Origin of the sequence: Dietzia kunjamensis, from assembly GCF_045689975.1 — a bacterium.
Taxonomy (GTDB): domain Bacteria; phylum Actinomycetota; class Actinomycetes; order Mycobacteriales; family Mycobacteriaceae; genus Dietzia; species Dietzia kunjamensis.
This window is the reverse complement of sequence record NZ_CP143297.1, coordinates 3,373,121-3,385,083: the sequence shown is the minus strand read 5'-3', so window position 1 is coordinate 3,385,083 and position 11,963 is coordinate 3,373,121. Positions and strand designations below refer to the sequence as shown.

Sequence of the window (11,963 nt, the reverse complement as noted above, 5' to 3'; positions counted from 1 at the left end):
TGCCGCGCCGGGCCGCCCCGGACCCCGCCGGCCGGACGAGCCCGCGGGTAGGTCCGGTTACCGCTCGCCCGCGTAGGCCTCCCCGCCACCGCGGGCGTCACGCCGCTCGCGCTGGGGGATGACCACGTACTTCGGGTCCTTCGTCGACGCCATCCCGGCGTGGAACACCGCCCACCGGGTGCACGCCGACCCCGCCGCCAGCGCGAGGCCGGCGACCGCGGACAGCGCCCGGTTGCGTCGCCCGAGCACGGCGCCCACCGCGCCGGCGGTGGTGAGGATCTGGGCGGCGCGGTGGTATGCCCCGGCCCGGCCCTCGTGGAGCGGTTCGGCGGTGATGCCCATCGACTGCTGCATGATCCGGTCGGCGGCGAGCTCGAGCGTCGCGCCGCCCACGGCCAGCCGTCGGGCGGGGCCCGTCTCGTGGAGCGGGTTGAGCATCAGCCCCACCCCGCCGGACGCGGCCGCGGCGCTGCCGACGAAGACGAACGGCAGCTCCCGGCGCGCCGCACTCCAGCTCGGGAGAGACGTGTCAGTGAGCAGCACCGCCGTGTACGACGCGACCGCCGGTGCCACGAGGGCGGCGACGATCCCGGCCGGTCGCGACGCGCGGGTGATGAGGTCGGTGGGCAGGCGACGCGCGAGGCGGGCGGGCAGTAGCGGGACGACCTCCTGCCCCAGGGCCAGACCCACGAACGGGCCGTACGCCGACAGGAGCCAGGTGCCCACGCTCATCGGGGAGGTCAGCTTGAGCACCCGCAGCATGTGGTGGAACCGCTCCGGGCGCCCCAGGTCGCGGACCAGGTAGTACAGGCTGCCGGTGATTCCGCCGAGAGCGACGATCCGCGCGGAGCGGCGCTGGCTCGGCAGGCCCGCCAGGTCGGCCCCGGCGGCGAGCAGTGAGGAGCCACCGGCCAGGCCGCCGAGGAAGAGGTAGGCCGCGATGTCGTACTCCCACGGCGGGGCCTTGACGATCGGAGTGCCGTAGTACGAGCGGAATTCCGCGGGGGGCACCACGAGCTGCTCGCGGCCCCCCTTGCCCTTTCGGCGGGTCCGGGTCTGCTGCCCCGGTCCTCCGGGGATGCCCACCTCGTCGTCGTCGGCCCGGTTGTGGTCGGCCCGGTTGTGGTCGGCCCCGTTGCCGTCGCTCATCAGGCCCCGCCTCCCACGGCGAAGGCGGCCACCGCGCCGCCGAGCAGCGTCACCGCGGCCAGAGCGGCCTGCTGCCACATCTTCCCCACGAACCGGGTCGTCACCACCGGATCCGGCGGCAGTCCGTACACCTCCGGGTCGTCGAGCAGGAGGAAGAACGCGCCCGTGCCGCCGACTCCGTTGTTCGAGTCGTGCCCGTAGAGCTGGGCGTTCGGCTCGCCCGCCTCGACCAGCTGGTCCAGGCGGCCGGCAGCGCGCTCGCGGAGTTCGTCGAGGTCACCGAACTGGATCGACTCCGTGGGGCACGCCTTGGCACAGGCGGGGGTCTGGCCCTCGGTGAGCCGGTCGTAGCAGAGCGTGCACTTCTGGGCGATGCCCACGGCGGGGTCGCCCGCAGGGCCCGAGCGGCGCTCGATCACACCGTACGGGCACGCGCTCACGCAGTACCCGCAGCCGTTGCAGATGTCGCTCTGCACCACGACGGTGCCGAACTCGGTGTGCATGAGCGCCCCCGTCGGGCAGACGTCCACGCAGGCGGCGTGCGTGCAGTGCTTGCACACGTCCGACTCCATGAGCCACCGGAAGTCGGTGGACTCCCCGGCGTCGGGGGAGTCGCCCGGCAGGGTCGACGCCGGTATCCCGAGGTCGACGGGCGCGGGCGCCGCGGGGGCCGGCGCGGCGTGCGCACCGGACCGGGCCGGCACCTCCTGCTCGATGAACGCGACGTGCCGCCACGTCGACGCGCCCAGCGCCTGGGTGTTGTCGTAGGACATGCCGGTGAGCTCGAGGCCGTCGGAGGGGATGAGGTTCCACTCCTTGCACGCCACCTCGCAGGCCTTGCAGCCGATGCACACGCTGGTGTCGGTGAAGAAGCCCTTGCGCGGCGGCGGGTCGGCGTAGCCGTTGTCCTCGGCGGGATCGATGTCCCCGAAGAAGGACCGCCCGAGATCGGACAGGAAGGCGGACATGATTCAGCTCTCCGTTCCCGGTTCGGTGATGACTCCCGCGCGCCGGCGGTAGCCCTCGACGAACTCCAGCAGCGCCGGTCCACGCGGCCGTCGTCCCGCGACGATGTCACAGCTCGTGGCCTTGGTCGCGGGAATGGACACGTTGGGATCGAGGGACTGGGCGAGCAGGTCGTTCGCCGGGTCGCCGATGCTCACGCCGTTGCCGCCCCAGTGATAGGGCAGCCCGATCTGGTGCAGGGTGCGACCGTCGATGAGTAGCGGCGTCATCCGCCTGGTCACGAGGACCCGCGCCTCGATCGCGGAGCGGGAGGTGACGATCGTCGCCCAGCCCCCGTTGACCAGGCCCCGCTCCCGCGCCAGCTCGGGGCTGATCTCGCAGAAGAACTCCGGCTGCAGTTCCGACAGGTAGGGCAACGTCCGACTCATCGCGCCCGCCGTGTGGTGCTCGGTCAGGCGGTAGGTGGTGAACACGAACGGGAACACCTCGCTGCCCGGCTCCCCGTGGCCCGGCTGGGTCTCGTTGTACCGACCGGGGCGTATCGCGCGGGCGGGATTGGCGTCGTGACCCGGGTAGATCGGGTTCGCCACGGGCGACTCCGGCGGCTCGTAGTGCGCCGGCAGCGGACCGTCGGCCAGTCCGCGCGGCGCATAGAGCCACCCGCGGCCGTCGTCCTGCATGATGAACGGCTGCGCCCCACCGATGGCGTCCTGCGCCACCGCCCCCTCGGGCGGGGTGTAATCGGGCGCCTTGTCGGCCTCGAAGTCGGGCACGTCCTCGCCCACCCATCGGCCGGCGCCGTCGGCGGCGTCCGGATCCCAGCTGATGAGTGCCTTGCGTTCGCTCCAGGGCCGCCCCTCCGGGTCGGCGGAGGCACGGTTGTAGAGGATGCGACGGTTCGCCGGCCAGGCCCAACCCCACTCCGGGGCCACCGGGCCCTGCTCGTGGCGGGACTTGCGCCGCGCGGCCTGGTTGACGCCGTCGGCGTAGACGCCGCAGTAGATCCAACACCCGCACGAGGTCGAGCCGTCCGGCTTGAGCTGGGTGAACGTCGACAGGGGTTCGCCGTCCTCGCCGCGGCCGTTGATCTCGGCCAGCACGGCCTCGGCGTCGGGTTCGTCGTCCGAGCCCGGCTCCATCGGGTAGTCCCAGGTCAAATCCAGTAGCGGCCGGTCTCGGGGGTCGGTGGAGTCGGCCAGCTTCTCCTTCAGACGGCGTCCGAGGTGGTAGTAGAACCACAGTTCACTGCGCGCGTCCCCCGGTGGCTCGACGGCCTGGTGTCGCCACTGCAGCAACCGCTGCGTGTTGGTGAACGTGCCCTTCTTCTCCACGTGGTTGGCGGCCGGGAAGAAGAAGACCTCGGTGCCGATGTCCTCCGGGCGCATCTCGCCGGTCTCGATCTCCGGGCCCCTGCGCCAGAAGTCGGCGCTCTCGATCATCACGAGGTCGCGGACGACCAGCCAGTCGAGGTTGGCCAGCCCGGCGCGCTGCATCCGCCCGTTGGCGGTGCCCACGGCGGGGTTCTCGCCGACGAGGAAGTACCCGCCGCCGCCTTCGTTGATCTGCCGCTGCACCGTGACGGTCGAGTCATGCTTGCCCGTGAGCTTGGGCAGGTAGTCGTAGGCGAAGTCGTTGTCCGCGGTGGCGGCGTCGCCCCACCAGGCCTTGAGCAGGCTGACGGTGTACGAGCGCATGTGGCCCCAGAAACCCTGCGCCACGTCGTCGGTGCCGATGTAACTGTCGAGGTCCGGCTGCTCGCCGGCGTTCGGCGTGGGTAGGTACCCGGGCATGAGGTCGTACAGCGTCGGGATGTCGGTGGAGCCCTGGATGCTGGCGTGGCCGCGCAGCGCCATGATGCCGCCGCCGGGGCGCCCGATGTTGCCGAGCAACAGCTGGAGGATCGCGGCCGTGCGAATGTACTGCACTCCCACGGTGTGCTGGGTCCAGCCGACGGCGTAACAGAACGCGGTGGTGCGTTCCCGTCCCGAGTTCTCGGTCAGCGCACGGGCGACACGGAGGAAGTCGTCGACGGCGACGCCGCAGGTCCGCTCCACCATCTCCGGGGTGTAGCGGCTGAAGTGGCGCTTGAGGATCTGGAACACGCACCGCGGGTCCTGCAGGGTCTCGTCACGCTCCGGCGCCCGGGTCGTGGCGGACGCGCGGGCGCCTGCGGCGCCGGGGGTCTCGGAGGGTTCCTCCTCGGCGTCGTCGTCGTCGCGGCCCTCGTCGGGCATGTCGTTCCGGGCGCCCGCGTACTGCCAGGACTCCAGGTCGTAGGTCCGGTCATCGGCGTCGAAGCCGGAGAACAGGCCCGCGAGGTCCTCGGTGTCCTCGAAGTCCTCGCCGATGATCGTCGACGCGTTGGTGTAGGCCAGCACGTACTCCGAGAACCAGGCGTCGTTGGTGAGGACGTGGTTGATCAGCCCGCCGAGGAACGCGATATCCGACCCCGCACGGATGGGTACGTGCTGGTCAGCGAGCGCACTGGTGCGCGTGAACCGGGGGTCGACGTGGATGATCGTGGCGCCACGGCGCTTGGCCTCCATGACCCACTGGAACCCCACCGGGTGCGCCTCGGCCATGTTGGAACCCTGGATGACGATGCAGTCGGCGTTCGCGAGGTCCTGCTGGTAGTTCGTGGCACCACCACGCCCGAATGAGGTTCCCAGACCGGGAACGGTGGAGGAGTGTCAAATGCGCGCCTGGTTCTCCACCTCGATGGCGCCGAGCGCCGTGTAGAGCTTCTTCATGAGGTAGTTTTCCTCGTTGTCCAGCGTCGCCCCGCCCAGGCTCGCGAGACCCCGGGTGCGCCGGACGGTGTCACCGTTCGAGTCCGTCTCCTCCCAGAACTCCTTCCGCGACTCCAGCACGCGCTCGGCGACCATGTCCATCGCCGTCTCGAGGTCCAGTTCCTCCCACTCTGTGGCGTACGGCTTGCGGTGGAGGACCGTGGTGATGCGCCCGGGGTTGGTCACGAGCTGCTTGCTCGCGGATCCCTTGGGGCACAGGCGACCGCGCGAGATGGGGCTGTCGTCATCCCCCTCGATCTGGACGACCTCGCCGTCGGAGACGTAGACGTCTTGGCCGCACCCGACCGCGCAGAACGGGCAGACGCTCTTGACCACCTTGTCGGCCGTCTTCGTCCGAGGGGTGATCTCCAGCGAGCGGCGCGAACGGGTGGCACTGCCGCGGCCGAGCAGGTCGGACCCGGCCAGCTGGCGCAAGACTGGCCAGTTGAGCGGCGAACCGTACCTCGCCAGCTCGGGCCCGGACCCCCGGGGCCGATCCGGCCCGGACTGCTGGTTCTCCGTCTCCGACATGCCACCTCCCGTACTTGCGTACGGGCCCATATAACGCGAGCCCCCCGGGCCCCGCAACCGAATCACCGTCGGACCCGCCCGGTCGCGGGCGGGCGGTGACCGACCCTCCCCCGGAACGCCGCCGACGCGCATCATGGTGGCATGGACGAGCAGACTCAGGCCGATTCCGGAGCGTTCGCGACCGTCGGGCTCATGGCCGACCCCGGAGTGCCCCGCCGGGTCGCGGTGGCGATAGCCGACGATCTCGCCGAGGACCTCGGCCGTGAACTCGGTGGACGCTGGCGGGTGGAGGTCGACCAGGAGACCCTCCCGCTGGGGCCGGAGGGAGAGATCCGGCTCACCGATCACGCCCCCCGCTTGCTGCAGCAGCACGGGTGGGACTTCGTGATCTATCTGACGGACCTGGCGACCCACCCCGACGGTGTGCCGGTGTTGTACGACGTCAGCCGCTCGACCGCGGCCGCCCTGGTGTGCGTGCCGGTGCTGGGTGTGTTCCGCGTGCGGTCGAAGGTCCGCGAGCTGGCGCTCCGGCTGGTGCGTTCGGGGACCCACCGCGACGGAATGGGTGTGCCCGGCACCGACGACCTGCCCCCGGCGCACCGGCGTGGGCTCGTCAACAAGGCCCGCCTGCTCGCGGGCATGGTGCACAACAACCGGCCCAGCCGGATGGTGACGGCCCTGTCCGGCGTCGTGGCCGCCGGCGCGGGCACGGGCGCCTTCGGCATCTTCTACGGCAGCATCGCCGCGCTGTCGGTTGAGCTGCACGCGCTCAGATTGCTGCTCATCAGCGTGGTGGGGGTTCTCACGCTGGTCGCGTGGCTCATCCTGCGCAACGGGCTCTGGACCCGGCGGGACGACGAGTTCACCCCGGGCAACCGCCGAATGGACAACGCGGCCACGGTGCTGACCGTGGGGGTCGGCGTGGGCATCATGTTCGTCGCCCTCCTGGCGGCGATGTTCGTCCTGGCGCTCACAGTGATGGACGCTGACTACCTGGGGACGCAGCTCGGTCGCCCCACGGTCCTGCTCGACTACGTCCACCTGGCGTGGCTGTCCAGCTGCCTGGGTGCCTTCGCCGGCGCCCTGGGATCGAACTTCGACGACGAGAACGTGGTGCGCGAGTCCACCTACAGCCTGCGGTGGCACGAGCGCCGCAAGATGTTCGACAGCTACCAGAGCCGTGAGGGCGACCCCGACGAGCAGCAGGAGCAGCAGCGGATCGAGCGCGAGCACGACGACAACGACGACGCCCGCGGCCGCGGCGAGCAGAGCCGCAGCGACCACCCCGGCGTCGACACGGCCGCCGGCGATGACAGTAGCGGAGAGGTCGACGACGACAGGGCCTCGCACCGCGGGGGCGTCATCGCAGACGGTGACTCCGGGTCCTCCCGGCAGGTGGAGGATGACCGGTCGAGAGGGTAGACAAGGGGCATGACCGCCGCACCCGCCGACCTCGCCCCGGTGAACGACGCCACGTCGACCGCGCCTCCGCTGCCCCACGCGTGCGGGCCGCTGTCGGATGCGGCGATCGACGCCCTGTCGACCGGGCGCACGGACCGGCTTCCGGCGGTCCCGGCCGAGGTCGAGCCGTTGGGCCGCGACCTGCAGCTGACGCTCTACACGTTGTACGAGCTGCACTACCGGGGCTTTGATGGCGTCGATGCCGAACTCGAGTGGGACCCGGAGATCCTGCGGATGCGTCGGGACCTCGAGCGGGTGTTCCTCGAGCACCTGCGTGGCGCGGTCGAGCCGGGCGACGACCCGGTGGCCGAGATGGACGCGATGTCGGTCGAGGCCACTTCCGGCACCGGCCCGTCGTGGTACTTCAAGGACGAGGGCACGTGGGATCAGATCCGCGAGTACTTCGCCCACCGCTCGCTATACCACCTCAAGGAAGGTGACCCGCACGCGTTCGCGATCCCGCGTCTGCAGGGTCAGGCCAAGGCCTCGTTCGTCGCGGTGGAGTTCGACGAGTTCGGCGGCGGGAGGGGTGAGCGCGTGCACCAGCAGTTGTGGGCCGACCTCATGAGCGCCGCCGAGCTGGACCCGTCGTATCTCGGCTACATCGACCGGGTGAGCGCCGAGACGCTGTCGACGGTGAACCTCATGTCGATGTTCGGCCTGCACCGGTCGCTGCGCGGCGCCGCGATCGGGCATTTCGCGGCGATCGAGATCACCTCCTCGCCGGGCTCCGCGCGGCTGGTGGCGGGTCTGCGCCGGATGGACGCCCCCGAGGAGTGTGTGCACTTCTACGCCGAGCACGTGGAGGCCGATGCGGTCCACGAGCAGGTCATGCGGCACGACGTCGTGGGCGATCTGGTGCGCCGCGAGCCGGAACTGGCCGCCGACGTGGTGTTCGGTATGCGCGCGCTGGACTATCTCGACGACCTGGCCGCGGAGAAGATGCTCGCCGCGTGGAAGCGCGGCGAGTCCTCGCTCCTGTCCTGACACTCTCCCGGCCACTCTCCCGGCGGGCCGCCCGCCCCACCGCCCGGAAAATCGGCTACTCCGAATCGGGATCCGCTATGCGCATCGGGGTAGCAGATCCCGATTCCGGGTAGCGGATTCGCGGGAAGGGGTCCGCCGCCGCCCCGGGGCCGCGCTCAGTCGTCGTCGCGGGCCGGGTCGGTTGCCCGGACCTTGCGGCGGTGGCTCGTGTCGCACAACGGGTAGGTCTTGCTGCGCCGACACGTGCACACGGCCACCATGAAGCGGTCCGAGCACACGCGCTCGCCGTCGGGCGTCGTCATGTCGACCGGGCCCTCGATGAGCATCGGTCCCCCGGGCACGATCCGCACCCGCCGGGCGTCAGACGCGGTCAACGCGGATCACCACCAGCTCCTCCTCGCGGCGACCGGGCTCGAGCAGGCCGGCGGCCTCGAGTCGCTCGGCGTACGAGGTCATGACGGGACCGAAATCCACGACGCGGGTGGCGACGGCCCGCGCGGTGAATCCCGACTGCTCGAGCTTGCGGATGGTCTGCGGGGGGTCCGAGAACTCCGAGTGCACGATCATCATGCTCCCGCCGGGCGAGACCAGGTCCGGGGCGAGGTCGCACAGCTGGTCCAGCACCACGCGGCCGTTGGCGCCGGCGTCCCACGCCCGGTTGGGTCCGGTGCCCTCGAGCGGGGCGTCGGACGGGACGTACGGCGGGTTGGAGACCACCACGTCGTAGGGGCCGGCCCGGCGGGCGTCGTCGAGGGTGCCGAGCCGGACGTCCACCTGCACTCCGGCCCGGTCGGCGTTGCGGGACGCGCACGCGACGGCGGCGGGGGAGATGTCGTAGGCGAGTACTTCCCGTGCGCCCTTGAGCGCGGTCTCGATGGCGAGGATGCCGCTGCCTGTACAGATGTCGAGGACCCGCCGCCCGGCGACCAGATCGCACCGGTCGAGCGCCTCACAGATGAGCCAGGAGTCGTCCTGGGGCGCGTAGACACCGTCGTCGACCTCGATATGGGTGAACCGGGTCTGGGTCATCGGGGCCTCCGGTTGATCTTCGGGACAGATGTTGTCCAGTCAATCGGCGAAGCGCCCCACCTGCAACCGGATGCGGTCCCATCGGGCCCGGCCGGCGCCCCGGGGGGCCTACTGCCAGTAGAGGCCGCCGGGGACGTCGCCGCCGCCGGTGAGACGGCAGGTGAGCACGTCGCCGTCGGCGGAGGTGACCGCGAGGCCCTCCTGGGCGCACGGTCCGCCGGGTCGCGCCTGTCCGGTGGCGTCCGCGACCGCGGCCCCGCCGGTCCCACCCGTGCCGCCCTGCGGCAGCCACAGGGGGCCGGCGCCCCCGGGGTCCTCGGTGCCAAACAGGGCGGAACCGTCCTCGGCCTGGGCGACCTCGCCGAGCATCTGGCAGGGCCCACCGGTGCCGACGACGTTGGCGGGCAGTCGGGGCGCGGGGGCGGGGGAGACCGGCGGTGCCGGCGCGGGGGGCACGGAGACGGGCTGCGCGGTGTCGGGGGCCGTGGTGGTGGGGGCGGGAGTCGAGGATGACGACGACGACGAGGTGTCGGGCCGCGTCGTCGGCGAGGTGGCGGAGTCGTCCGCGGTGTCGGCGGAACAGGCCGAGAGTGCGACACCGGCCGCCATCGCGAGTGCGATGACGGCCGGGACACGACGACGCCCCGGGGTGGTGTGCGGGTGGTTCGTCGCTGTGTTCATACGATCCTTCTGCTGCGCTGGTCAGGCCCCGATGATGAAGGCCTCGAGCTCGGCGCGGGCCTTGTCGTCCGCCATCTGCTCCGGCGGCGACTTCATCAGGTACGCCGAGGCGGGCAGGATCGGTCCCCCGATGCCGCGGTCCTTGGCGATCTTGGCCGCGCGGACGGCGTCGATGATGATGCCCGCCGAGTTGGGGGAGTCCCACACCTCAAGCTTGTACTCGAGGTTGATCGGCGCGTCACCGAACGCGCGTCCCTCGAGACGAACGTACGCCCACTTGCGGTCGTCGAGCCACTCCACGTAGTCGGAGGGGCCGATGTGGACGTTGCGGTCGTGGATCTTGTCCTTCAGCGACCCCTCCAGGTTGGAGGTCACGGCCTGGGTCTTGGAGACCTTCTTGGACTCCAGGCGGTCACGTTCGAGCATGTTCTTGAAGTCCATGTTGCCGCCGACGTTGAGCTGGTACGTGCGGTCCAGCGCAACGCCGCGGTCCTCGAAGAGCTTGGCCATGACGCGGTGGGTGATGGTGGCACCGACCTGGCTCTTGATGTCGTCGCCGACGATCGGGACGCCGGCGCTGCGGAACTTCTCGGCCCACTCCGGGTCGGAGGCGATGAACACGGGCAGGGCGTTGACGAACGCGACGCCCGCGTCGATGCAGCACTGCGCGTAGAACTTGTCGGCCTCTTCCGAACCGACGGGCAGGTAGCTGACCACGACGTCGACCTCGGCGTCACGCAGGGCCTGCACGATGTCGACGGGCTCGGCGGCGGACTCCTCGATGGTCTCGCGGTAGTACTTGCCCAGGCCGTCGAGGGTGGGTCCGCGCTGCACGGTGACGCCGGTCGGCGGCACGTCGCAGAGCTTCAGGGTGTTGTTCTCGGAGGCGTTGATCGCCTCGGCGAGGTCCATGCCGACCTTCTTGCCGTCCACGTCGAACGCGGCGACGAACTCGACGTCGCCCACGTGGTAGTCGCCGAACTTGACGTGCATGAGTCCGGGAACCGTCTGGTCGATCGCGGCGCCGGCGTAGAACTCGACGCCCTGCACGAGCGAGGACGCGCAGTTGCCGACGCCGACGATCGCGACGCGCACCTTCTTGTCGGTCATTGGGGATCTCCTTGTGATGGGTTCTCTGTCCGGATGAGTTCATTGATCCAGCGCAGCTCGCGCTCGCTGGTCTCCAGCCCGAGCAACGTGAGTTGCCGGGCGTAGCGCAGTTCGGTGGGTCCGGCGCGGGTGGCGGCGTCGCGTTGGCTCTCGCGACGCTCCTCCAGCACCCGACGCCGGCCCTCGAGAAGGCGCACCCGGGCGGGCCCGGGAGTGCGGTCGAAGAACGCGAGGTGGACGCCGAAACCGTCGTCGGCGAACGACGCCGTCACCGGCTCGTCGAGCAGGGCCGCCAACGTCCCCTTGCCGCGGGTGGTGATGCGGTAGGTCTTGCGCCCGCGCCGCGTGGTGGCGGGCGGCCTGGTGGCGGTGGCGGCCGAGGAGTCCTCGACGATGTCGCCCTGCTGCTGGAGGCGGCGCAGAGTGGGGTAGAGGGAGCCGAAGGACACGGTCCGGACCGTCCCGAGCATCTCGGAGAGTCGCTTGCGCAGCTCGTAGCCGTGCATCGGCCGCTCGTCGAGCAGACCCAGGATTGCCAGTTCGAGCACTCCACCTCCCCTTCCCGCGAATCGTGCCTGTGCGCGTCGCGCGCCGTGCGTCATGCGACGGATTCACACTGTACACCTGCTGATGTATCGAGCCGATATACCGAGCGGTGGCATCGGCCCGACGTGTCGGCGCGCTCTGCGGCTCGCTCGGGACCGGGCCCGCGGCGGGGGCCGTAGGCTGGGGGACGTGGACCAGGCCGACTCCCGCTCCCCGCGACCCGGCCCCGCGCCGGGGCCCGAGGACCCCACCGGCCGTGCGGCGCTCCAGCGTCGACGGGTGGTGGACTTCGCCCTGCGCCGCCGCGGTGTCCTGGGGGGCCTGCGCGAGGGCGCGCTCTCGCTGCGCGAGGTGTGCGACGCGGACGTCTACCTCCTGCGGGCCGCCGGTTTCCACGGCGTGGAGACGGAGACGGTCTGCCCGGTGTGCCGCAAGGAGAACCTCACGGAGGTCTCCTGGGTGTTCGGTGACGACCTGGGGCCGGCGTCCGGGTCGGCCCGCGGTCAGGACGAGATAGAACACCTCGCGTTGACCCACGACGGGTTCACCGTCCACGTGGTGGAGGTGTGCCGCAGCTGCTCCTGGAACCACCTCATCCTCTCCTACGAGGTGGGGCTCACCCCGGGTGCCGGAAAGGGCGTGCGACGAGCGGCGCGAGAGCTCCGCCGACACAGCTGACGCCCGCCCGGAGTGCCCGACGCGGGTTCCGGAGTA

11 protein-coding genes are annotated in these 11,963 nt (G+C 71.0%); 3 read left to right on the top strand and 8 right to left on the bottom strand.

Annotation, left to right across the window (positions count from 1 at the left end; genetic code table 11):
• Positions 1–57: 57 nt before the first annotated feature.
• The 3 genes from nrfD to fdh are packed head-to-tail and all read right to left on the bottom strand — an operon-like array spanning position 58 to position 5,435.
• Entirely contained in the window at positions 58–1,149 is a 1,092-nt protein-coding gene (gene nrfD / locus VZF99_RS15885; protein WP_407335320.1) for an NrfD/PsrC family molybdoenzyme membrane anchor subunit, read from the bottom strand.
• Positions 1,149–2,117, bottom strand: a complete 969-nt coding sequence (locus VZF99_RS15880) for a 4Fe-4S dicluster domain-containing protein (protein WP_269503369.1) — start codon at positions 2,115–2,117, stop codon at positions 1,149–1,151. Before VZF99_RS15880 ends, nrfD begins: the two co-directional genes overlap by 1 nt.
• Before the next feature lie 3 nt (positions 2,118–2,120).
• A complete protein-coding gene (gene fdh, locus VZF99_RS15875) occupies positions 2,121–5,435 on the bottom strand; it encodes a formate dehydrogenase (protein ID WP_407335319.1) in 3,315 nt (1,104 codons plus the stop codon).
• Positions 5,436–5,576: 141 nt separating this feature from the next.
• Here fdh and VZF99_RS15870 point away from each other — a divergent pair, with 141 nt between their 5' ends.
• Together VZF99_RS15870 and VZF99_RS15865 are read left to right on the top strand one after the other, a co-directional pair.
• A complete protein-coding gene (locus tag VZF99_RS15870) occupies positions 5,577–6,857 on the top strand; it encodes a hypothetical protein (protein WP_407335318.1) in 1,281 nt (426 codons plus the stop codon).
• A 9-nt stretch (positions 6,858–6,866) separates the two neighbouring features.
• Positions 6,867–7,883 (top strand): iron-containing redox enzyme family protein, encoded by a 1,017-nt coding sequence (locus tag VZF99_RS15865; protein ID WP_407335317.1) that lies wholly within the window; start codon positions 6,867–6,869, stop codon positions 7,881–7,883.
• A 155-nt stretch (positions 7,884–8,038) separates the two neighbouring features.
• On the opposite strand, the gene VZF99_RS15860 is transcribed toward VZF99_RS15865, so the two are convergent.
• The 5 genes from VZF99_RS15860 to VZF99_RS15840 form a co-directional block, all read right to left on the bottom strand.
• Entirely contained in the window at positions 8,039–8,209 is a 171-nt protein-coding gene (locus VZF99_RS15860; RefSeq protein WP_067720218.1) for a CDGSH iron-sulfur domain-containing protein, read from the bottom strand.
• 34 nt (positions 8,210–8,243) lie between these two features.
• On the bottom strand, positions 8,244–8,912 hold the full coding sequence (locus tag VZF99_RS15855; protein ID WP_335672648.1) for a HemK2/MTQ2 family protein methyltransferase: 669 nt from the start codon (positions 8,910–8,912) through the stop codon (positions 8,244–8,246).
• Between the two features lie 108 nt (positions 8,913–9,020).
• Complete coding sequence (locus VZF99_RS15850) at positions 9,021–9,593, bottom strand: hypothetical protein (protein WP_407335316.1); 573 nt, start codon at positions 9,591–9,593, stop codon at positions 9,021–9,023.
• A gap of 21 nt (positions 9,594–9,614) precedes the next feature.
• Positions 9,615–10,703, bottom strand: a complete 1,089-nt coding sequence (locus VZF99_RS15845) for an inositol-3-phosphate synthase (RefSeq protein WP_067720034.1) — start codon at positions 10,701–10,703, stop codon at positions 9,615–9,617.
• Positions 10,700–11,251, bottom strand: a complete 552-nt coding sequence (locus VZF99_RS15840; protein ID WP_096906350.1) for a PadR family transcriptional regulator — start codon at positions 11,249–11,251, stop codon at positions 10,700–10,702. Before VZF99_RS15840 ends, VZF99_RS15845 begins: the two co-directional genes overlap by 4 nt.
• Before the next feature lie 187 nt (positions 11,252–11,438).
• Here VZF99_RS15840 and VZF99_RS15835 point away from each other — a divergent pair, with 187 nt between their 5' ends.
• Complete coding sequence (locus tag VZF99_RS15835) at positions 11,439–11,927, top strand: DUF5318 family protein (RefSeq protein WP_253002785.1); 489 nt, start codon at positions 11,439–11,441, stop codon at positions 11,925–11,927.
• Positions 11,928–11,963 lie beyond the last annotated feature (36 nt).